Genomic DNA, 21,130 nt, shown 5'->3' with positions numbered 1-21,130 from the left:
TGTGTGTCGAAACGCCTGGCAAGGCGTCGGCAGGTCAGGCCGACGTAAAAAGGCGCGGCAGTATAGCGCGCCTCACCGTGCGAAACACCTGCGTGTGGTCTGGACCATGGTCGGCAGGCTGACGGGCATCCTTTTTGCTGCCAATAGCGGCTTGCCTTAGAGTGACGATGTGTACCCGGAGAAATGATGACCATGCCTGAACTCTGTGTGGGCGAGCGCCGCTGGACGGTGCCCACCGGCAGCAACCTGCTCGATGCCTTGAACGCGGCGGGCTTGAATGTGCCCTACAGCTGCCGCGCAGGCAGTTGCCACGCCTGCCTGGTGCATTGCCTGGACGGGCAACCGGCGGATGCCCTGCCCGAGGCCTTGGCGCTGGACAAACACGCACAGGGCTGGCGCCTGGCGTGCCAGTGCCGGGTGGTGGATGACCTGCGCGTGGCGGTGTTCGACCCGCTGCTCGAAGGCATGCCCGCAACGGTGTCTGAGCTGGACTGGTTTGGTGATGTGTTGCGCTTGCGCCTGCGGCCAGAGCGCGCACTGCGGTACCAGGCCGGCCAGCATCTGGTGCTGTGGAACGGTGCGGTCGCGCGGCCATATTCCTTGGCAAGCCTGCCGGGTGAGGATGATTTTCTCGAGTTTCATATCGACTGCCGCCGGCCAGGGGCTTTTTGTGACAGCGCTCGGGGCTTGCGGGTTGGCGATGAGCTGCGCCTGGGCGAGCTGAGAGGCGGGGCGTTGCACTACGACCTGGACTGGCAGGAGCGTCCGCTCTGGTTTTTGGCGGCAGGCACCGGGCTGGCACCGCTGTGGGGGCTTTTGCGGGAAGCGCTGCGGCAGGGGCATCGGGGGGAGATTCGGGTGATGCACGTGGCACGTGACCCCGTTGGGCACTATTTGCATGAGCCGTTGCTGGCCATGGAGGGGGTGACGGTGGAGCGGGTGCTGACGGAGCAACTGGATGAAGCGCTGGCACGGTTGCGGCCGTCATCGCGACAGACAGTCGCGCTGCTGTGTGGCTCGGCGGGGAGTGTGGAGCGGTTTGCGCGGCGGCTGTTTATTGCCGGGGTGCCGAGGAATCAGGTGTTTGCCGATGTGTTTGTCGAGCATGCCTGAATGTCTGAGGTGTTCATGCTGGCTTCTTCGCGGGCTTGTCCCGCGAAAGGGCCGCAGAGCGGCCCCCCTTGAAGGCTATCAGCCGACCAGCGGATCACCGACATGCAGGATCTTCATGCCGTTGGTGCCACCGATGGTGTGGTAGCTGTCGCCCTTGGTCAGGATCACCCAGTCACCTTGCGCCACCAAACCACGCTTGAGCAGTTCGTCGACCGCCGCCTGGCTCACCTTGTCGGCCGGCAGCGAAGCCGGGTCGAAGGCGATCGGGTAGACACCGCGGAACATCGAGGCGCGCGCCTGGGTAGCGCGGTGCGGCGACAGTGCGAAGATCGGCACGTGCGAACGCAGGCGCGACATGATCAGCGGGGTGTAGCCACTCTCGGTGAGGGCGATGATCGCCTTGACGCCCGGGAAGTGGTTGGCGGTGTACATGGCCGCCAGGGCGATGCTCTCGTCGCAACGCTCGAAGGTGGTGTGCAGGCGGTGGCTGGACTTCTGGCTGGTCGGGTGCTTCTCGGCACCCAGGCAGATGCGGGCCATGGCCTGGACGGCTTCGATCGGGTAGGAACCGGCGGCACTTTCGGCCGACAGCATCACCGCATCGGTGTTGTCCAGCACGGCGTTGGCCACGTCGGACACTTCGGCGCGGGTCGGCATCGGGTTCTGGATCATCGACTCCATCATCTGGGTCGCGACGATTACCGCTTTGTTGTTGCGGCGGGCGTGCTGGATGATCTTCTTCTGGATGGCGATCAGCTCGGCGTCGCCGATTTCCACGCCCAGGTCGCCACGGGCAACCATGACGGCGTCGGAGGCGGCGATCAGCTTGTCGAGGGTTTCGTCGTCGGCAACGGCTTCGGCACGCTCGATCTTGGCCACCAGCCAGGCGCTGCCGCCGGACTCGTCACGCAGCTTGCGGGCGTATTCCATGTCGCTGGCGTCACGCGGGAACGATACGGCCAGGTAGTCCAGGTCCATTTCCGCGGCCAGCTTGATGTCGGCCTTGTCTTTTTCGGTCAGGGCCGGTGCGGTCAGGCCGCCACCTTTGCGGTTGATGCCTTTGTGGTCCGACAGCGGGCCACCGATGATCACTACGCAGTGCAGTGCATCAGCAGTGGCGGTCTCGACGCGCATGACCACACGGCCGTCGTCGAGCAGCAGTTCGTCACCGACGCCGCAGTCCTTGACCAGGTCGGGATAGTCGATACCGACGATGTCCTGGTTGCCTTCGGTCAGCGGGTGGGCGGTGGAGAAGGTGAACTTGTCACCGATCTTCAGTTCGATGCGCTTGTTGCTGAACTTGGCGATGCGGATCTTCGGACCTTGCAGGTCGCCCAGCAGTGCGACGTGGCGGCCGTTCTTGGCCGCGATTTCACGGATCAGGCGAGCGCGCGCCTTGTGCTCGTCCGGCGTGCCGTGGGAGAAGTTCAGACGTGCCACGTCCAGGCCGGCAAGGATCAGTTGTTCGATCACTTCCGGCGAGTTGCTGGCGGGGCCAAGGGTGGCGACGATTTTGGTACGGCGGATGGTCATGCACAGACTCCTATAGTGAAGCGCAGCGAAAGGCTACTCCTGAATCTCGCTGTAGTCATTGTTCCGTTGCACTACCTGCGACCAAGGCAGGGTAGCGTTTGAACGGTCAGGGCATCCTTGCAAAAGGGTGTGAAGATTTATGGGCAAAGGCCGATACACTGGCATCAAAGGAGACCCCTCATGCGAGCCCTGATCGTTTTAGCCTTGGCGGCCAGCGCCGTCGGCTGCACCCGCTGGTCGATGGACCACCACTTGAACAATGCCTACCGTGCCTACGACCGCGGTGATTGCCAGCGGGTGATGCTGGAGCTTTCGCAGGTCGACCGCACCAGCCGCGCGCGACCGTTCGTCCACCCCGAGGTGTCGCTGCTGCGTGGCCAGTGCCTGGAGCGCCAGAAGCTGTTCGTGGATGCTGCACAGACCTACGAGTACATGATCCATGCCTACCCGGGCAACGAATACGCGTACCGCGCCCAGGCCCGGCTGCAGACCCTCGAGAAGCTTGGCCATTACCGTGGCGCCGAGGCTGCCGTGGCCAACCCGGTGCAGACCACCCCTTGGCGTTAACACCAAGGTGTGATTTATTTCACGGGATTATCCGCGCGCGCTGCGCTAATCTGTAACTCAGTTGTTACAACAACCGCCAGTACCGCGCATTCCTGGCACCGGGTACGGACTGCACTTGTGATCATCTTCAACAAGCGGCATATCGAACGCCATCAGTTGCCCTGCGTTCTCAAGGTCTTCAACCGTTTTACCGATCAGCCGATCGGCCAGCTGGGTAATGCCTCAGTAGACGGTTTGATGCTCATCAGCCAACTGCCGGTGCTGGTCGGGCCGGATTACGAGCTGCAATTGCGCTTGCCGCTGGCCGGTGGCGGGCACCAGTTCATCAACCTCACCGCCAGTTGCCTGTGGTGCCGCGAAGACCAGACGCCCGGCCATTACGACTCCGGCTTCATGTTGCTGCAGGCGCCCCGCGAGTACGACGAGTTCGTTCGCTCTCTGCACGACTATTTCAGTTTCCGCCCGGCCAACGCATCTGCCTGAGCCCCCCCGTGAGCCTTGGCTCGCCAGAATCGCGCTAGAATCGGGTCGACCTCGATACAGGACGACCCCGTGAGCTCCAGCATTTTCTGGCACGACTACGAAACCACTGGCATCAACCCGCGCTGCGACCGACCGCTGCAGGTGGCCGGTGTGCGCACCGACTTCGACCTTAACGAAATCGAAGAACCGATCAGCCTCTATTGCCGCCCCTCGGACGACATCCTGCCGCACCCGGCTGCCTGCCTGGTCACCGGCATCACCCCGCAACAGCTGGAAACCCAAGGGCTGTGCGAAGCCGAATTCATGACCCGGGTGCACGCGCAACTGGCGCGCCCAGGCACCTGTGGCGCCGGCTACAACACCCTGCGCTTTGACGATGAAGTGACGCGCTACAGCCTTTATCGCAACTTTTTCGACCCTTACGCCCGTGAGTGGCAGGGCGGTAATAGCCGCTGGGACCTGATCGACATCGTGCGTACGGCCTACGCCTTACGCCCTGAAGGCATCGAGTGGCCGCAGCAGGATGGCCGTACCAGCCTGCGTCTGGAGCTGCTCAGCAAAGCCAATGGCATCGACCATGGCCATGCCCACGAGGCACTTTCCGACGTGCGGGCCACCATTGCCCTGGCGCGCTTGATCCGGCAGAAACAGCCGAAATTGTATGAGTGGCTGTTTCAGCTTCGCAGTAAACAAAAAGTGATGGAACAGGTCCGTTTGTTGCAGCCGCTGGTACATATTTCGGGGCGTTTTTCGGCGGCGCGTAATTACCTGGGTGTGGTCCTGCCGTTGGCGTGGCACCCGCGCAATCGCAATGCCCTGATTGTCTGCGACCTGCATCAGGAAACCCTACCGTTATTGCGGGAAAGTCCTGAAGTTCTTCGTCAGCGCTTGTATACCCGCCACGAAGAATTGGCCGAGGGCGAATTACCCGTTCCGCTTAAATTGGTGCAGATCAATCGTTGCCCAGTGCTGGCGCCACTCTCGGTATTGCGCCCGGCCGATCAACAACGGTTGGGCATCGACTTGACGTTGTTACAATCGCGTGGCGAACAGCTGGCCAATCAACAAGCACAATGGCAAGACAAGCTTGAACACATCTACGGCAAGGATGATTTCACGCCAAGTGAAGATCCTGAACAACAGTTGTATGACGGTTTTCTGGGCGACCGTGATCGGCGTTTGTGTGAGCAAGTTCGCACGCTGGAACCCGCGCAATTGGGCCAGGGGCACTGGATGTTCGATGACCCGCGCATGCCTGAACTGTTGTTCCGTTATCGGGCTCGCAACTTCCCTGAGACCCTGAACAGTGAAGAGCGTCAGCGTTGGTATGGTTTCTGCCAGCAACGCCTGAGCGACCCGCAGTGGGGCGCGCCGAATACCCTGGGTGATTTCGAGCAGGCGCGGCAACGTGCCTGGGAAGGCGCCGACGAGGCGGGCCGGCGGGTGCTGGATGCGTGGCAGGAACACGCGCGAAAACTGCAGGCCCAATTTGCAATTGGGCAGTGAACGGAAAAACAAAAACGCCGGCATTGAGCCGGCGTTTTTTTGTTGCGCTAAGCAACGTTGAGCGTGCGGACTATCAGTCCAGCAGGGTCGCCCAGCTTTCAACCACGTCACCACCCCACTTGGCTTTCCATTCTTTCAGGGTTTTGTGGTTGCCGCCTTTGGTTTCGATCACTTCACCATTGTGCGGGTTCTTGTATTGCTTGACCTTGCGCGCACGCTTAGTGGCAGTAGGCTTGACCGCACCGCGAGGTGCTTTGCTCAGTTTCGACTCTGGGTCGAGCAGGGCAATCACATCACGCAGCGACTTGGAGTACTCGCCCATCAGCGTGCGCAGTTTGCCTTCGAACTCCAGCTCTTGCTTCAGCTTGTCGTCTTGCGACAGGTTGGCCAGGCGGGCTTGAAGTTCCTTGATGGCTTCTTCGGTGGCGCGGTACTCGTTAATCAGGGACATGGAGAGTTCCTTTAATGCGTGTTCAGAAATGTGTGGGCCAATAATAGACAGGCGATACTCGCAAGTAAACATACAAATGGGCCATTAACTGTTAATTAAGCTGTGACAACATTTCTCTGCGTGAACAAAAATTTACATTAGCCCTGCGTTTTGTCATGCCGCTGAACAGGACCACGTCTTGTGTGCCTGGCGGTGTGCACAACGCACGCGGTGCGATCCATACTGCGTTTTTCCTGGCGGGCCGCTAGAATGAGCGCCTTTGCGAAGTTCTGGAGTCTCATTCATGCGCACCTATCGTCTGGTGATCGCCTGCCCCGACCGTGTTGGCATCGTGGCGAAAGTCAGTAATTTCCTGGCCTTGTACAATGGCTGGATCAACGAAGCCAGCCACCACTCCGATGAACAGAGTGGTTGGTTCTTCATGCGTCATGAAATCCGTGCCGAATCCCTGCCATTCGGTATTGAGGCATTCCGCGAGGCGTTCGCGCCCATCGCCGAAGAGTTCTCCATGACCTGGCGTGTGACCGACTCGGCGCAAAAGAAGCGCGTGGTGTTGATGGCCAGCCGCGAATCCCACTGCCTGGCCGACCTGCTGCACCGCTGGCACACCGATGAGCTGGATTGCGATATCCCCTGCGTTATCTCCAACCACAACGACCTGCGCAGCATGGTCGAGTGGCACGGCATTCCGTTCTTCCATGTACCGGTCGACCCCAAGGACAAGGCGCCAGCCTTCGCCGAAGTGTCGCGCCTGGTCCAGGAGCACGCGGCCGACGTGGTAGTGCTGGCTCGCTACATGCAAATCCTGCCGCCGCAGCTGTGCCAGGACTACGCTGAAAAAGTGATTAACATCCACCACAGCTTCCTGCCGTCCTTCGTCGGCGCCAAGCCGTACCATCAAGCGGCCCTGCGCGGCGTGAAGCTGATCGGTGCGACGTGCCACTACGTGACCGAAGAGCTGGATGCCGGCCCGATCATTGAGCAGGACGTGGTACGTGTCAGCCATGCCGACAGTATCGAAGACATGGTCCGCTTCGGCCGTGATGTCGAGAAGATGGTGCTGGCCCGCGGCCTGCGTTATCACCTGGAAGACCGCGTGCTGGTGCACGGCAACAAGACCGTGGTGTTCGACTGATACCGAGCCGGTCTGCTTCGCAGCCCATCGCCGGCAAGCCAGCTCCCACAGGTGCGGCGCTAGCCTTGGAGGCTACACAGTTCGGGTGGGAGCAACTGTCTTGTGGTGCTTGTTTGGCCCCATCCCCGGCAAGCCAGCTCCCACAGGTATGGCGCTAGCCTTGTAGGCTACACAGTTCGGGTGAGAGCAACTGTCTTGTGGTGCTTGTTTGGCCCCATCGCCGGCAAGCCAGCTCCCACAGGTGCGGCGCTAGCCTTGGAGGCTACACAGTTCGGGTGAGAGCAACTGTCTTGTGGTGCTTGTTTGGCCCCATCGCCGGCAAGCCAGCTCCCACAGGTGCGGCGCTAGCCTTGGAGGCTACACAGTTCGGGTGAGAGCAACTGTCTTGTGGTGCTTGTTTGGCCCCATCCCCGGCAAGCCAGCTCCCACAGGTATGGCGCTAGCCTTGGAGGCTACACAGTTCGGGTGAGAGCAACTGTCTTGTGGTGCTTGTTTGGCCCCATCGCCGGCAAGCCAGCTCCCACAGGTGTGGCGCTAGCCTTGGAGGCTACACAGTTCGGGTGGGAGCAACTGTCTTGTGGTGCTTGTTTGGCCCCATCGTCGGCAAGCCAGCTCCCACAGGTGTGGCGCTAGCCTTGGAGGCTACACAGTTCGGGTGGGAGCCGGCTTGCCGGCGATGGGGCGCAAAGCGCCCCCTCAATCGCGAGGAAACGCTCATGCCAGATCCACGTGACAAAGCTGGCGCCTCACCACCGCCAACCCTCGGCGAGGGCTGCCTGGCCCGCTATGACCCCGAGGCCCTGAGTGACGCCGACGGCACCGAGTTCCCCGGTGCAGCCGAACTCTGGCAGCAACTCAACCCGCCTGACGCCGCCAACGCTCCAGCAGCGGGCGTGCCAGCAAACAAGCGAACACCGGCCCACCCGCCAGCAGATAAAAGTAGTAAGTGACCGCGCGCCAGATAACGATCGCTGCGGCCGCTGTCGAACTGCCCACCAAAGGTGTGAGCAGGCTTGCCGAGGTCAATTCGGCGGCACCTGCGCCACCCGGCAACAGGCTGAACTGGCCGGCGCTGAGCGACAGCATCTGCACCAGGAAGCTGGGGATCCACGCCAGTTCCACACCCAACCCCTTCAGCACCAGGTACAGCACGCTGTAGCGCAGGCCCCAATGCGCGCAGGTCAGGGTGAATACCAGTGCCAGCGTGCGCTTGGGCAGGCGCCACGTTTGTGCCAGGGCGTCGATGAAGTGCAGCAGCTTGCGCGCCCAGCGGCGTTTACGCCCCGCAGACATCCCCAGGCGCTGTAACAGGCGACCGTTCAAGCGCATCAGCCCACGCCGGTAGCGCAGCAGCCCCAGCACTATCACCAATGCCGCACACAGCAGCAGTGCGCTGCCCAGCAACATGCTTTGCTGGCTGTGCCCCAGGCGGTGGAACAACGCATAGCCGGCGATCGCCAGCATCGCGCAGAAGAAAAACAGCAAGTCGTTCAACTGGTCCATGGCGAATACCGCGCCGCTGCGCGCCGGGCCAATGCGGTCGCGCGCCAGCAGGGCCATGAGGGTCAGCGGGCCGCCGCTGCCGCCAGGCGTGGTACAGATGGCGAACTCGGTGGCCATGACCACGCCGAGGCTGCGCAGGTACCGCAGTTGTGCGCCTTGCTGGCCGAGCAGCAGGCGCAGGCGAATGGCGTTGATCACCCAGCACAGCACGATCATGCCCAGTAGCATCAGCAACAGGCTGGGGTCGAAGCGTTGCAGCCTGGGCAGCAGTTCGCTGCCGCCCAGCAGTGTCGGTACCAGCACGGCGCCCAGCAGGGCCAGGCCTAGCCAGCCCAGGCGATTCATGTGCTGGCCTGGCGGTCCAGCCAGGCGGATTTGGTCAATGGCTCGCGGCCCTCTGCCAGCAGCGCCTGCAAGGTGTGTAACCAGTAGTCGCGTGATACGCGGTGGCGCATGTCCACCGGGTGCAGGCCGAGGCGCAAGGTGTCTGCTCCACGCCAGCGCCGGCATTGCCAGTCGCAAAGCACCTTCGACACCCTTCGGCGCCAGGCGCTGCGTGCGCTCCACACCAGGCCGGGGGCCTCGATGGCGGTGAACTCAGGCAGGCGGTACAGGTGCTGCGGTGTGCTGGTGTAGCGCAGCGGCAATTGGCGCAGGGCTTGGCGCGTGCCTTCGCTCATCAGCCAGGCGGGGGCGACGAAGCCGGCAACCGGCCAGGCTTGCCGCTCGAACACCGCCAGGCCTTGTTCCAGGCGTGCTAGCGCCTGACGTTGATCCAGCCCGTAGAATTCGCCTTCATGGGTATAGATGCGGCGCATGAAGAATGCGCCGGGGCTGCGCGGTGGCGCGCCGTCGTCGGCGTGATAGTAGCCATGCAGCGCCAACTCATCACCCCGCGCCAGGCGCCGTTCGAGCAGGCGGCAGAACGTGGGCGAGCGGTGCAGGGGGTTGCGGTGGTGAAAGTCTGGCACCACCAGCCAGGTCATGGGCACACCGCCGATCTTGTCGACGGCTTCGACAAAGGGTTGGTAGTCGGGCCAGGTCTCGGGCGCGATATCGTGCAGCACCAGCATCAGGCTGCGTGCTGCGCTGCCGGTTTCAGCCATGGGCCCGCGCCCGCGGTTGATGGCCGAGCACGGCCTGGTAATGCTGCAGCAGGCCGGCGACCACGTTGTCCCATGAATAGTGTTGCTCGACATGGCGGCGGGCTTGGGTGCCGAGGGTCCGCACGCCCTCTTCGAACACCTGGCGTACGGCCTGCGCCATCGCCGCTCCGTCATTGGCCTGGCACAACCGCCCGCACTGTTCGTTGACGATCTCGCCAAAGGCACCAGCACGCACCGCCACCACTGGCGTCGCGCTGGCCATGGCTTCGAGAATGACCAGGCCGAAGGTTTCCTGGTCGCCGGCATGCACCAGCAGGTCGGCACTGGCCATCAGCCTGGCGACCTCCTGTGGCGGGCAGAAGTGGTCGATCACGCTGACGTTCTGCGGCACATTCACTGGCATGTTGGAGCCCACCAGCAACAGGTGGTAGGGCCGCCCCAGGCGCTGCATGCAGTCGAGCAGTACTGGCAGGTTCTTCTCCCGCGAGCCACGGCCGGCGTAGATCAGCAGGCGGCTGGTGTCGGCAATCCCAAGTTCCGCGCGCAGGTGCGGGTCGCGGTGGTCGGGGTTGAAGGTGGCCAGGTCTACGCCCAGGCGCTGCACATGCACATCGCGTATGCCCAGCCGGCGCAATTTGTCGGCCATCACCTGGCTGGGGGCCAGCACCCGGTCGAAGTTGCCGTACAGTTTGCTGACGTAGGCTTCGACATTGGGCGTGAACCAATTGCCCATGCGGTTGCTGACCAGCAAAGGCAGGTCGGAATGGTAGAAGCCGATCACCGGCACATCGAGCTGGCGGCGTGCCTCCAGGGCAGCCCAAGCGGTCAGGTACGGGTCGCCGACTTCGATCAGGTCAGGTTTGAGGCTGCGCAGCACATTGCACCAGGGCGCCAGGCGCACCGGGAAGCGGTAGCCATTGCCGAAGGGCAGGGGGGGGGCCGGCACCTGGTAAATGCCATCGGTGTGTTGCGCGCTGGCGCCGGGGATCAACAAGCTGTGGCGCACGCCCTGGGTGGCATCGAGGCGGCGGTGTTTGGCATCAAGATAGGTACGTACGCCACCACTGGCGGGGGCGTAGAACATGGTGATGTCGGCAATGTGCACGATCAGCATCCCTCCGGGATCGTCTTCGGGTCTGTCATCCGGCCGTAATGGGCCGGCGATGACGCGCCTAAAGGTTGACCTACCAGAAGGATAGTTTGTTCGATCGAGGTTGGGCTGCTTGCTGCGGGCTTGTAGGCGCAGCCTTTTGCTGCGAAGAGGTCGGCACGCACGCTACAGCTTTGTGAGCTGAACTGGCCTCTTCGCAGCGCGAGGCTGCTCCTACAGGGGGGCTATTGAGCAGTCACTAGATGCGGAAGCTGCCCACCAGGTGTTTCAGGCGCGAAGCCTGTTGCTCCAGGTCCGAACACGCGCGCAGGGTGGCCTGCAGGTTTTCGACACCTTCCTGGTTGAGCATGTTGATCTCGTTGATGTCCATGTTGATCGCCTCGACCACGGCTGTCTGCTCTTCGGTGGCGGTGGCCACCGACTGGTTCATGCCGTCGATCTCGCCGATACGCACCGTCACGCTGTCCAGCCGCTCGCCGGCCTGGTTGGCGATCTGCACGCTGTCCTGGCTGTGGCGCTGGCTTTGGCCCATGGTGTCGACCGACTCGCGGGCACCAACCTGCAGCTCTTCGATCATGGTCTGCACCTGTTGTGCCGACTCTTGGGTGCGGTGTGCCAGGTTGCGCACCTCATCGGCGACCACGGCAAAGCCACGCCCGGCTTCACCGGCACGGGCGGCTTCGATCGCCGCGTTCAAGGCCAGCAGGTTGGTCTGCTGGGAGATGCTGGTGATGACTTCGAGAATCTGGCCAATGTTGACGGTCTTGCTGTTGAGCGTCTCGATGTGCGCGCTGGAGGTGACGATCAGGTCGGACAGGCGGTTCATCGCGGCGATGTTGCGCTCGACCACCTGCTGGCCCTCTTCGGCCAGCAGCCGTGCAGAGCTGGCGTGTTGCGAAGCCTGGGCGGCGTTGCCGGCGATTTCCTGTGCCGCGGCGCCCAGTTCGTTGATGGCGGCGGCGACGCTGTTGGTGCGGTTGGATTGCTCGTCCGAGTTGGTCATCGACGAGTTCGAGGCGCTGATCACGCGCAGGGCCACTTCATTGACCTGCTCGGTGGCCGAGGACACTTCGCGGATGGAGCCGTGGATACGCTCGACGAAGCGGTTGAAGGCGCTGCCGAGCAGGCCGAATTCGTCGTGGTTGTGGATGCGCAGACGTTTGGTCAGGTCGCCTTCGCCTTCGGCGATGTCTTCCATGGCGCGGGTCATGGTCAGCAACGGTTGCATCAGTACGCGAATCAGCAGACCTAGCAGGCCGATGATGATGACCACCGCGACCAGCGTGGCGATTACCGCCGAGGTGCGGAAGGTGCTGAGCATGGAGAAGGCTTTGTCCTTGTCCACTGACAGGCCGATGTACCAGTTGGCCGAAGGCAGGCCTTTGATCGGGGTGAAGGTGAGCAGGCGGGTCTCGCCCTGGGCCTGGACTTCTGTCAGCTCACCGGACAGTTTCGGCGTGTGCTGAGGGAACAGGTCTGACAGCGATTTCATCACCAGGCTCTGGTCCGGGTGTACCAGGATCTTGCCTTGGTCGTTGACCAGGAAGGCGTAGCCCATGCCGCCGAAGTTCAGCGAGTTGATGATCTGCACCAGGCCGTCGAGGGCCAGGTCGCCGCCGACCACGCCCACGCTGTTGGAGACCTTGCTGAGGATGCCGATGACCATCTTGTTGGTGGTCATGTCGATGTACGGTTCGGTCAGGGTCGCGCCAGAGGCGTTCATGCCGTCCTTGTACCAGGGGCGGGTACGCGGGTCATAACCCTCAGGCATCTTGGCGTCCGGGCGCACGCTGAAACCGCCATCGACTTTGCCCAGGTACACCGTGAGGAAGCTTGTGATCAGCGCATTCTGCCCCATCAGGGTTTCAGCGTCGTTGGGTGCCTGGGCAATGTTCTGTGCCAGGTTCTCCACCAGCTTTATACGGCCTTCGAACAGGTTGCGGATATTGGTCGAAGTCGACTCGCCCATTTCAGTCAGATAATTCTCCAGATCCTCTCTGATGGCATTACGCTGGAGATAATCGTTATAGAGGGTGAACAGGCTGAAGGCGAGTATCACGATCAGTGAGGCCGCCAAGAGAATCTTGTGGCTGAAACGAAGGCTTTTGCTCATGGAGTAATCGGTTCCGCTAAGGTTTTATCGGGCGTTCGCACGAATACATCTGCAAGACAGTGCAACATCCCGGGAAGTCCTAGTTGGGTTGTTACTGTGTTCTAGGCGAATATCACCCCGAGGTATCGGCCGATACGCGGCAAAGCTTGAGAAGAGGATGAAAGAAGATGTCGGATTCTTCGCAAATAGTTGTAGGGGCGGGCCTTGATGGTCAGCCTGTCAATCAAGCCATGCGCCTCGCCAACCGTCACGGCCTGGTCGCCGGCGCCACTGGCACCGGCAAGACGGTCACCTTGCAGCACCTGGCCGAGGTGTTCAGTGATGCCGGCGTGGCAGTGTTCGCGGCCGATGTAAAAGGCGACCTGTGCGGCCTGGGCGCGGCTGGGGCGCCGCAGGGCAAGGTGGCTGAACGCATTGCCGGCATGCCTTGGTTGGGGCATACGCCGCAGGCTTATCCGGTAAGCCTGTGGGATATCGCCGGGCAGTCCGGCCACCCCTTGCGCACGACCCTCAGCGAAATGGGGCCGCTGCTGCTGGGTAACCTGCTGGAACTGACCGACAGCCAGCAGGCAGCCTTGTATGCGGCATTCAAGGTGGCCGACCGTGAAGGCCTGCTATTGCTCGATCTCAAGGACCTCAAGGCGCTGCTGGCGCACCTGAAGGACAACCCGCAGATGCTGGGTGAAGACAGCGCGCTGATGACCAGTGCCTCCACCCAGGCCTTGCTGCGTCGCCTGGCGACACTGGAGCAGCAAGGTGCCGAGGCGCTGTTCGGTGAGCCCGCGTTGCAACTCGAAGACTTGCTGCGGCCCGGCAGTGACGGCCGTGGGCGCATCCACCTGCTCGATGCCAGCCGGCTGGTGCATGAAGCGCCGAAGGTGTATGCAACCTTCCTGCTGTGGCTGTTGGCGGAATTGTTCGAACAGTTGCCAGAGCGCGGCGATGCCGACAAGCCGGTACTGGCGCTGTTCTTCGATGAAGCGCACTTGCTGTTCAATGGCACGCCCAAGGCGTTGCAGGACCGCCTGGAGCAGGTGGTTCGGCTGATTCGCTCCAAGGGCGTGGGGGTCTACTTTGTGACCCAGTCGCCAGGTGATCTGCCGGATGCCGTGCTGGCCCAATTGGGTTTGCGCATCCAGCATGGTTTGCGTGCGTTCACCGCAAAAGAGCAGAAGTCGCTGCGGGCCGTGGCCGATGGTTTTCGCCCCAACCCCGCGTTCGACAGCTTGGCGGTGCTGACTGAGCTGGGCATTGGTGAGGCGTTGGTCGGTACGCTGGAGGAGAAGGGCACCCCGGCCATGGTGCAGCGGGTGCTGATCGCGCCGCCGCAGTCGCGTATCGGACCATTGAGTGCGGCTGAGCGCACGGCATTGATTGCCTCGTCACCGCTGGCTGGGCGTTATGACAAGCCGGTGGACCGTGAATCGGCTTATGAAATGCTCACTCAGCGCAAAGGTGAGCCTGTCGAGCCAGCGCCAGTACCGAAGGCCGATGAAGAGAGCTTTGCCGACAAGGCTGGCGATTTTTTGCAGAGTGCAGCGGGGCAGGCGATCAAGTCCGCCGTGCGGCAGGCGGCCAATCAGTTGGGGCGGCAGTTGGTGCGCGGGCTGATGGGGTCGTTGTTGGGGGGCAAGAAGCGCTAGCAGCGCCACCACTGTACGGGCAGCCTTGCGCTGCGAAGAGGCCGGTGCAGCCCATGAAGCTGTAGTGACTCTGCCGACCTCTTCGCAGCGCAAGGCTGCTCCTACAGCGGCGCGGTAATATGAAAAAGGCGCCCGAAGGCGCCTTTTTCTACAGCGGTATCGCTCAGCCGATCGCCTTGGACGCCAGCCAGAACAGGCCAGCTGCCAAGCCCATCGAGGCAGGCAGGGTCAGGATCCAGGCCAGCAGAATGGTCTTCACGGTGCCGCCTTGCAGGCCGCTCTTGTTGGCGACCATGGTACCGGCGACGCCGGACGACAACACGTGGGTGGTCGATACCGGCAGGCTGAACACGTTGGCCATGCCGATGGCGCAGGCCGCGGTGATCTGCGCCGACATGCCCTGGGCGTAGGTCATGCCCTGCTTGCCGATCTTCTCGCCAACGGTCAGGACCACGCGCTTCCAGCCGACCATGGTACCCAGGCCCAAGGCCAGGGCAACGGCCACGATCACCCAGAACGGTGCATATTCGGTGGTGGCGGTGAGGTCTTTGCGCAGCTTCTCAAGGTCCGCCTTTTCACGGGCATCCAGGCCTGGCAGCTTGCCGACCTTTTTCGCCGTGTCATCCAGGCAGAGCAGGTAGCGGCGAACTTCCACGCGCTTCTCGGCATCCAGGGTGTGGTAGTCGGTCACGCCCTTGAGCGAGGCCTGCAATGCGGCGATGGTCGGCTCGGTCTGCTGCGGGTTGCAGCTGAACTGCTCCGGCAGGTCGCTCGCCTTGGCCTTGCCCAGCGCCAGGAACTCACCCAGGGTGGCGGCATTGCGCTCGTAGAACTGGCTCATGTGCAGGGTGGCGTCGCGGGTGCGTTCGATCTGGTAGGTGGTGCTGTTCAGGTCGAGCACGAACTTGGCCGGCACGATACCGATCAGCACCAGCATGATTAGGCCAATGCCTTTCTGGCCATCGTTGGAGCCGTGCACGAAGCTCACGCCCATGGCAGAAATCACCAGTACCAGGCGGTTCCAGAACGGGGGGTGCTTCTTGTCGTCGAGCTTGCGGCGCTGTTCAGGCGTCTTGTGCATCTTCGACAGCGGGCGCCACCATTTAAGGCCGATCAGCACCAGCGCAGCGACCGCGAAGCCGGCCATGGGCGAGACCACCAGCGACATGGCGATGTCGATCGCCTTCTGCCAGTTGACGCCATCGCCCAGCGGGATGTCGTTGATCAGGGCGTTGGCCAGGCCAACACCGAGGATCGAGCCGATCAGCGTGTGCGAGCTGGAAGCAGGGATACCGAAGTACCAGGTGCCCAGGTTCCAGGTGATGGCCGCAGCCAACAGCGAGAAGACCATGGCCAGGCCGTGTCCGGTGTTCACATTGATCAGCAGCTCTACCGGCAGCAGGTGAACGATGGCATAGGCCACCCCGACACCACCGAGCAGAACGCCGAGGAAGTTGAACACGCCGGAGAAGAACACGGCGAGGTGCGGCGGCATGGCTTTGGTATAGATGACGGTAGCTACCGCGTTGGCGGTGTCATGAAAGCCATTGATGAACTCGAAGGCGAGTACGAAGGTCAAGGCGAGCAAGAGGCTCACCAACACCCAGGCATCCAGTCCGCTGAATAAATCGATCATGAAGGTTGTCTGGCGGTCTTAGGGGGGCGGGATTATGCCAGAAAATATTGGCAATCGATGCACCTGCTACAGACCAATAGCACGCGCTGTGACGCAGCCTTCACGCGCTTGCCAACGCTTGCATGAGCAGTAGCGTACGCAAAAAAGCGTGAAATATTCAAAAAATCGGCAAATGTCTGGGAAATAATCGACGCTTGACTGATTCAAACGGCCGTATGAAATTTGTGTAATTCCATTTCATCATCGACCTCTGGGTAAAGATCGACCGCGCCCGGGCACGCCGGGCGACGACGCGGAAGGCGGAACGTTGCGCTTACGGCTTGTCGCTGCGCAGTTCCTTTTCCATTTTTTCCAGTTCCTGGTTGAACGCCTGGTCACGCACGCTGGCGCGCTTGCGCCACGGTTTGCGTTCGGGGTCCGGTTGAGCGGCGTAAGTGGTCACTTCACCACCGTAAACATCCTTGTAACGTTCAGCCTGGCGCTCGAGTTCTGCGCGCAGTTCATCTTTCGTCACAGTAGTACCTGAGTAAGTTGAATTAAGACTGTTGTTTTAGCTGTACAGCATGCCCCTGCGCATACTAAGGATGCCACAGGGAAAGCAGAGGGGGTGCCATACAGAACCTGCACATGCGTGGGTTGCCCGTAAGTGCTGGAGACAGCGGTGTGTTCCATTACCACAGCAACAAGGCGTACAACCCAATCGATTATAGCAACCGATAATTCTTCGAACAGGGATATTTACCAAAGCCTGACACGCCCGTCGAAGTAGTTGGGCTCAATGGGTAACGCGTCACACCGTGCGTATAACTTTGAAAGGTGCGAGCGGCAAAAGTTCTCCGCCCAGCCGTGGCGAATGCAGAAAGTAAAACGGCCTCGCACAAGGCGAGGCCGTTGCCTGGGACTTCTACGGTGGGTACCTGACCAGTCTCTCCAAAGAAGCCACAAAGTGGCATGAGAAAGGTATAAGCAAAAGTGTCAGCGGTCAATTGCGATTATCGGCCGTTCGTTCGATAATCGCACGAACCAGCGTTTTTTTTGAGGTGAGCGATGAGCGACGAAACAGCGGCCAACGAATCTGCCAACCCAGAGTCGGCACGCCCTGCCGCACCCGCCCTGGCGCCGCCGATCGTGGCGTCGCCGGCCAAGCGAATTCAGGCGTTTACCGGCGACCCGGATTTCATGACCTCCCTCGCGCGTGGGCTGGCAGTTATCCAGGCATTTCAGGAGCGCAAGCGCCACCTGACCATCGCCCAGATCAGCCACCGCACCGAAATCCCTCGCGCAGCCGTGCGCCGTTGCCTGCATACGTTGATCAAGCTGGGCTATGCGACGACTGACGGGCGTACGTATTCACTGCTGCCCAAGGTGCTGACCCTGGGCCATGCCTACCTGTCGTCGACGCCATTGGCGATTTCTGCCCAGCCGTATCTGGACCGCATCAGTGACCAACTGCACGAAGCGGCCAACATGGCCACCCTCGAAGGCGACGACATCCTTTATATAGCCCGATCGGCGACTGTGGAGCGGTTGATCTCGGTCGACCTGTCGGTAGGCGGGCGCTTGCCGGCCTACTGCACGTCGATGGGCCGCATTCTGCTGGCGGCGATGGACGATACCAGCCTGCGCGAGTACCTCGACCGGGCTGACCTCAAGCCGCGCACCAGTCGCACCTTGCACGATGCCGAATCGTTGTTTGCCTGCATTCAGCAGGTGCGTGCGCAGGGCTGGTGCGTGGTGGACCAGGAGCTGGAGCAAGGGCTGCGTTCCATCGCTGTGCCGATCTATGACGCTTCGGGGCAGGTGCTGGCTGCATTGAACGTCAGCACCCACGTCGGGCGTGTGACGCGCAGCGAACTGGAGCAGCGCTTCTTGCCTATCCTGCTGGCAGCCAGTCGAGACCTTTGCCATCAATTGTTTGGTTGATGCAACGCAAGGGAGGGCCGCTGAGCGCCCTTCATTGCCCCATTATCGAGCACGGACGCCTTTCCTGTTCGATAAACGCACAATGTCGTACTCAGTGAATTGCGTCGTCCCGGTAGGCTGATTAATGTCTCTCGCAACGGTCGGCTTTGCCGACCGAACAAGAAAAACATGTGAGGCACATACCATGACTACTGTCCCATCGCTGCCGCGGCCGCACCCGCTCGCAGCACTGTTGTATCCAGGCTGACGCAGGCCGCCATCCTCCTATTATCGAACCCTGTACTTGCGCGCTGAGTGCAGTGGCATGGCCGTGCCCTAATTCTGGATAACAACAATGAACCAACCGCAAACCAACGTCGGCAAATGCCTCGACGTCCAGTCGTTTATCAACGACCAGCCGCTGTCCCGCTATCAATGGCGCGTCGTGCTGCTGTGTTTTCTGATCGTTTTCCTCGATGGCCTGGACACTGCCGCCATGGGCTTCATCGCCCCGGCCTTGTCGCAGGAGTGGGGCATCGACCGCGCCAGCCTCGGCCCGGTCATGAGTGCCGCGTTGATCGGCATGGTGTTTGGCGCACTGGGCTCAGGCCCGCTGGCCGACCGTTTCGGGCGTAAAGGCGTGCTGGTGGCTGCCGTGCTGGTGTTCGGCGGCTTCAGCCTGGCCTCGGCCTACGCGACCAATGTCGACCAGTTGTTGATCCTGCGCTTCCTCACCGGGCTTGGCCTGGGCGCAGGTATGCCCAATGCGACGACGCTGCTGTCCGAGTACACCCCTGAGCGGCTCAAATCGCTGCTGGTGACCAGTATGTTCTGTGGCTTCAACCTGGGCATGGCGGGCGGTGGGTTTATCTCTGCGAAGATGATCCCGGCGTATGGCTGGCATAGCCTGCTGGTGATCGGTGGCGTGCTGCCGCTGTTGCTGGCGGTGGTGTTGCTCATCTGGTTGCCGGAGTCGGCACGCTTCCTGGTAGTGCGTAATCGCGGTACGGACAAAGTGCGCAAAACCTTGGCGCCGATTGCGCCGCAGGTAGTGGCCCAGGCGGCCAGCTTCAGCGTGCCAGAGCAGAAGGCGGTGGCGGCGCGCAACGTATTTGCGGTCATCTTCTCCGGCACCTACGGCCTGGGCACGATGTTGCTGTGGCTGACTTACTTCATGGGCTTGGTGATTGTCTATCTGTTGACCAGCTGGCTGCCGACCCTGATGCGTGATAGCGGGGCCAGCATGGAGCAGGCGGCGTTCATTGGCGCACTGTTCCAGTTTGGCGGCGTGCTGAGCGCAGTTGGGGTGGGCTGGGCCATGGACCGCTTCAACCCGCACAAGGTCATCGGCATTTTCTACCTGCTGGCCGGGGTGTTTGCCTACGCGGTTGGGCAGAGCCTGGGCAACATCACCCTGCTCGCCACCCTGGTACTGGTCGCTGGCATGTGCGTCAACGGGGCGCAGTCGGCCATGCCGTCGCTGGCTGCCCGCTTCTACCCAACCCAAGGGCGTGCCACGGGCGTTTCGTGGATGTTGGGCATCGGCCGCTTTGGCGCGATTCTCGGCGCCTGGAGTGGTGCGACGCTGCTGGGCCTGGGCTGGAATTTCGAACAGGTGCTGACAGCGCTGCTGGTGCCGGCGGCATTGGCGACGGTAGGTGTGGTCGTGAAAGGGCTGGTCAGCCACGCGGACGCGACCTGAGTGCCGAAGGGGGCCGCTTTGCGGCCCATTCGCGGCACAAGGCTGCTCCTACAGGGGGGCAATGGCGGCATCTTTAGAAATACATAAATGGTTCGATAATCGCACATAAGGTCGATTATCGGATTGTAAGGGACCTACCAGTCTCCTTAATCTGAACGCACTGATGAACCCTGACCGGGAGTCTCCAAAGCGAGCCGGCACCCCATGAATTCGCTGTCGCTGCGGTTCATTCGGGGGCCAACCCGCGAGCAGATCGTTGCGGCCATCCGCTGGGCGATCCGCTTTGCCGGCGACGTGCAGACCACCACCGAATCCACCCGAATCGAGTTGTCCGCCTTGTGCGACCTCGAAGCCCATACCGCCGCGGCCCATGGCCAGATGGCAGGAGAAGCCTAATGCGCGACGTATTCATCTGTGACGCCATCCGCACCCCGATCGGCCGCTTCGGCGGCGCCCTGGCCGGCGTGCGCGCCGATGACCTGGCGGCAGTGCCGCTGAAGGCGCTGATCGAGCGTAACCCTTCGGTGCAGTGGGATCAGGTCGACGAAGTGTTCTTCGGCTGCGCCAACCAGGCCGGTGAAGACAACCGCAACGTGGCACGTATGGCGCTGCTGCTGGCGGGCCTGCCCGAGAGCATTCCTGGCGTGACCCTGAACCGCCTGTGCGCCTCGGGCATGGATGCCATCGGCACGGCGTTCCGCGCGATCGCCAGTGGCGAAATGGAGTTGGCCATCGCCGGTGGCGTTGAGTCGATGTCGCGTGCACCCTTCGTCATGGGCAAGGCCGAAAGCGGCTACTCGCGCAACATGAAGCTTGAAGACACCACCATCGGCTGGCGTTTCATCAACCCGCTGATGAAGAGCCAGTACGGCGTCGATTCGATGCCGGAAACCGCTGATAACGTCGCTGACGATTACCAGGTTTCCCGCGCCGACCAGGATGCATTCGCCCTGCGCAGCCAGCAAAAGGCCGCCGCGGCCCAGGCAGCCGGCTTCTTCGCCGAAGAGATCGTGCCGGTGCGTATTGCCCACAAGAAGGGCGAAACTATCATCGAGCGTGATGAGCACCTGCGCCCGGAAACCACCCTGGAAGCATTGACCAAGCTCAAGCCGGTCAATGGCCCGGACAAGACGGTCACCGCAGGCAACGCGTCGGGTGTCAACGACGGCGCTGCGGCACTGATCCTGGCCTCGGCAGAAGCGGTGAAAAAACACGGCCTGACCCCACGTGCCCGGGTACTGGGCATGGCCAGCGGCGGCGTTGCTCCTCGGGTCATGGGCATTGGCCCGGTGCCAGCGGTGCGCAAGCTGACCGAGCGCCTGGGTGTGGCGATGAGCGACTTCGACGTGATCGAGCTGAACGAAGCGTTCGCCAGCCAAGGCCTGGCCGTGCTGCGTGAGCTGGGTGTGGCCGATGATGCACCGCAGGTGAACCCCAATGGTGGCGCGATTGCCCTGGGCCACCCGTTGGGCATGAGTGGCGCGCGCCTGGTGTTGACGGCGTTGCATCAGTTGGAGAAGAGCGGCGGGCGTAAAGGCCTGGCGACCATGTGTGTAGGGGTAGGCCAAGGTTTGGCGTTGGCCATCGAGCGGGTTTGATCAGGCTCGGCCTCTTCGCGGGTAAACC

17 protein-coding genes and 3 pseudogenes are annotated in these 21,130 nt (G+C 62.0%); 11 read left to right on the top strand and 9 right to left on the bottom strand.

Annotated elements, in window-relative coordinates; translation table 11 throughout:
- Positions 1–192 precede the first annotated feature (192 nt).
- Complete coding sequence (locus tag LOY53_RS21760) at positions 193–1,113, top strand: iron-sulfur-binding ferredoxin reductase (RefSeq protein ID WP_258703280.1); 921 nt, start codon at positions 193–195, stop codon at positions 1,111–1,113.
- Positions 1,114–1,191: 78 nt separating this feature from the next.
- Here LOY53_RS21760 and pyk read toward each other — a convergent pair whose 3' ends face one another.
- Positions 1,192–2,646 (bottom strand): pyruvate kinase, encoded by a 1,455-nt coding sequence (gene pyk, locus LOY53_RS21755; protein ID WP_099455208.1) that lies wholly within the window; start codon positions 2,644–2,646, stop codon positions 1,192–1,194.
- 180 nt (positions 2,647–2,826) lie between these two features.
- On the opposite strand from pyk, the gene LOY53_RS21750 reads away from it, so the two are divergent.
- The 3 genes from LOY53_RS21750 (at position 2,827) to sbcB (ending at position 5,202) form a co-directional block, all read left to right on the top strand.
- Positions 2,827–3,213 (top strand): tol-pal system YbgF family protein, encoded by a 387-nt coding sequence (locus tag LOY53_RS21750; protein WP_099430337.1) that lies wholly within the window; start codon positions 2,827–2,829, stop codon positions 3,211–3,213.
- 123 nt (positions 3,214–3,336) lie between these two features.
- Complete coding sequence (locus LOY53_RS21745; RefSeq protein WP_099455896.1) at positions 3,337–3,696, top strand: PilZ domain-containing protein; 360 nt, start codon at positions 3,337–3,339, stop codon at positions 3,694–3,696.
- Positions 3,697–3,765: 69 nt separating this feature from the next.
- The gene (gene sbcB / locus LOY53_RS21740) at positions 3,766–5,202 is read left to right on the top strand and encodes an exodeoxyribonuclease I (RefSeq protein WP_252825727.1); all 1,437 of its coding nucleotides are present in this window, start codon (positions 3,766–3,768) and stop codon (positions 5,200–5,202) included.
- Between the two features lie 73 nt (positions 5,203–5,275).
- Here sbcB and mvaT read toward each other — a convergent pair whose 3' ends face one another.
- Positions 5,276–5,653: a histone-like nucleoid-structuring protein MvaT gene (gene mvaT, locus LOY53_RS21735; RefSeq protein WP_027594077.1), complete on the bottom strand. Its 378-nt coding sequence runs from the start codon at positions 5,651–5,653 to the stop codon at positions 5,276–5,278.
- 283 nt (positions 5,654–5,936) lie between these two features.
- On the opposite strand from mvaT, the gene purU reads away from it, so the two are divergent.
- A complete protein-coding gene (gene purU, locus LOY53_RS21730; protein ID WP_027594078.1) occupies positions 5,937–6,788 on the top strand; it encodes a formyltetrahydrofolate deformylase in 852 nt (283 codons plus the stop codon).
- 716 nt (positions 6,789–7,504) lie between these two features.
- Positions 7,505–7,738, top strand: a complete 234-nt coding sequence (locus tag LOY53_RS21725) for a hypothetical protein (RefSeq protein ID WP_258703279.1) — start codon at positions 7,505–7,507, stop codon at positions 7,736–7,738.
- On the opposite strand, the gene LOY53_RS21720 is transcribed toward LOY53_RS21725, so the two are convergent.
- From LOY53_RS21720 to LOY53_RS26945, 5 genes and pseudogenes are all read right to left on the bottom strand, one after another.
- Positions 7,644–8,636, bottom strand: coding sequence for a lysylphosphatidylglycerol synthase transmembrane domain-containing protein (locus LOY53_RS21720; RefSeq protein ID WP_252825725.1), 993 nt, complete (start codon positions 8,634–8,636; stop codon positions 7,644–7,646). The genes LOY53_RS21725 and LOY53_RS21720 overlap by 95 nt on opposite strands.
- The gene (locus tag LOY53_RS21715; protein ID WP_252825724.1) at positions 8,633–9,397 is read right to left on the bottom strand and encodes a DUF2334 domain-containing protein; all 765 of its coding nucleotides are present in this window, start codon (positions 9,395–9,397) and stop codon (positions 8,633–8,635) included. The genes LOY53_RS21720 and LOY53_RS21715 overlap by 4 nt, the downstream gene beginning before the upstream one ends.
- The gene (locus tag LOY53_RS21710) at positions 9,390–10,511 is read right to left on the bottom strand and encodes a glycosyltransferase family 1 protein (protein WP_258703278.1); all 1,122 of its coding nucleotides are present in this window, start codon (positions 10,509–10,511) and stop codon (positions 9,390–9,392) included. The genes LOY53_RS21715 and LOY53_RS21710 overlap by 8 nt, the downstream gene beginning before the upstream one ends.
- Positions 10,512–10,746: 235 nt before the next feature.
- Positions 10,747–11,343, bottom strand: a pseudogene (locus LOY53_RS26950) (methyl-accepting chemotaxis protein); the annotation flags it as partial.
- 261 nt (positions 11,344–11,604) lie between these two features.
- Positions 11,605–12,477: pseudogene (locus tag LOY53_RS26945) on the bottom strand (cache domain-containing protein); the annotation flags it as partial.
- Positions 12,478–12,788: 311 nt separating this feature from the next.
- Here LOY53_RS26945 and LOY53_RS21700 point away from each other — a divergent pair.
- Positions 12,789–14,264, top strand: a complete 1,476-nt coding sequence (locus LOY53_RS21700; protein WP_258703277.1) for a DUF853 domain-containing protein — start codon at positions 12,789–12,791, stop codon at positions 14,262–14,264.
- Between the two features lie 163 nt (positions 14,265–14,427).
- Here the strand turns inward: LOY53_RS21700 and LOY53_RS21695 are convergent, their stop codons facing one another.
- Entirely contained in the window at positions 14,428–15,900 is a 1,473-nt protein-coding gene (locus LOY53_RS21695) for an inorganic phosphate transporter (protein ID WP_027594084.1), read from the bottom strand.
- 313 nt (positions 15,901–16,213) lie between these two features.
- Positions 16,214–16,414 (bottom strand): hypothetical protein, encoded by a 201-nt coding sequence (locus tag LOY53_RS21690; protein WP_027594085.1) that lies wholly within the window; start codon positions 16,412–16,414, stop codon positions 16,214–16,216.
- A gap of 533 nt (positions 16,415–16,947) precedes the next feature.
- Here LOY53_RS21690 and pcaR point away from each other — a divergent pair.
- The 4 genes and pseudogenes from pcaR (at position 16,948) to pcaF (ending at position 21,102) form a co-directional block, all read left to right on the top strand.
- Positions 16,948–17,823: a pca regulon transcriptional regulator PcaR gene (pcaR, locus tag LOY53_RS21685; protein WP_050580745.1), complete on the top strand. Its 876-nt coding sequence runs from the start codon at positions 16,948–16,950 to the stop codon at positions 17,821–17,823.
- Positions 17,824–18,157: 334 nt separating this feature from the next.
- Complete coding sequence (locus LOY53_RS21680; protein ID WP_252825720.1) at positions 18,158–19,504, top strand: MFS transporter; 1,347 nt, start codon at positions 18,158–18,160, stop codon at positions 19,502–19,504.
- Positions 19,505–19,701: 197 nt separating this feature from the next.
- Positions 19,702–19,900 (top strand): annotated as a pseudogene (locus LOY53_RS21675) (CoA-transferase subunit beta); the annotation flags it as partial.
- Complete coding sequence (pcaF, locus tag LOY53_RS21670; protein WP_252825718.1) at positions 19,900–21,102, top strand: 3-oxoadipyl-CoA thiolase; 1,203 nt, start codon at positions 19,900–19,902, stop codon at positions 21,100–21,102. The pseudogene LOY53_RS21675 and the gene pcaF, both read left to right, overlap by 1 nt.
- The last annotated feature ends 28 nt before the right edge of the window (positions 21,103–21,130 follow it).

This window comes from Pseudomonas sp. B21-031 (assembly GCF_024748985.1).
GTDB classification, from domain to species: domain Bacteria; phylum Pseudomonadota; class Gammaproteobacteria; order Pseudomonadales; family Pseudomonadaceae; genus Aquipseudomonas; species Aquipseudomonas kermanshahensis.
The sequence above is the reverse complement of the archived record's forward strand: the minus strand, read 5'-3'. Positions and strand labels throughout refer to the sequence as shown.

Coding starts and splice junctions, on each gene's coding strand:
- pyk (WP_099455208.1), bottom strand. CDS start 2,646: ATGACCATCCGCCGTACCAAAATCGTCGCCACCCTTGGCCCCGCCAGC.
- LOY53_RS21750 (WP_099430337.1), top strand. CDS start 2,827: ATGCGAGCCCTGATCGTTTTAGCCTTGGCGGCCAGCGCCGTCGGCTGC.
- LOY53_RS21715 (WP_252825724.1), bottom strand. CDS start 9,397: ATGGCTGAAACCGGCAGCGCAGCACGCAGCCTGATGCTGGTGCTGCAC.
- pcaF (WP_252825718.1), top strand. CDS start 19,900: ATGCGCGACGTATTCATCTGTGACGCCATCCGCACCCCGATCGGCCGC.
- mvaT (WP_027594077.1), bottom strand. CDS start 5,653: ATGTCCCTGATTAACGAGTACCGCGCCACCGAAGAAGCCATCAAGGAA.
- LOY53_RS21725 (WP_258703279.1), top strand. CDS start 7,505: ATGCCAGATCCACGTGACAAAGCTGGCGCCTCACCACCGCCAACCCTC.
- pcaR (WP_050580745.1), top strand. CDS start 16,948: ATGAGCGACGAAACAGCGGCCAACGAATCTGCCAACCCAGAGTCGGCA.
- LOY53_RS21760 (WP_258703280.1), top strand. CDS start 193: ATGCCTGAACTCTGTGTGGGCGAGCGCCGCTGGACGGTGCCCACCGGC.
- LOY53_RS21720 (WP_252825725.1), bottom strand. CDS start 8,636: ATGAATCGCCTGGGCTGGCTAGGCCTGGCCCTGCTGGGCGCCGTGCTG.
- LOY53_RS21700 (WP_258703277.1), top strand. CDS start 12,789: ATGTCGGATTCTTCGCAAATAGTTGTAGGGGCGGGCCTTGATGGTCAG.
- LOY53_RS21695 (WP_027594084.1), bottom strand. CDS start 15,900: ATGATCGATTTATTCAGCGGACTGGATGCCTGGGTGTTGGTGAGCCTC.
- LOY53_RS21710 (WP_258703278.1), bottom strand. CDS start 10,511: ATGCTGATCGTGCACATTGCCGACATCACCATGTTCTACGCCCCCGCC.
- purU (WP_027594078.1), top strand. CDS start 5,937: ATGCGCACCTATCGTCTGGTGATCGCCTGCCCCGACCGTGTTGGCATC.
- LOY53_RS21680 (WP_252825720.1), top strand. CDS start 18,158: ATGAACCAACCGCAAACCAACGTCGGCAAATGCCTCGACGTCCAGTCG.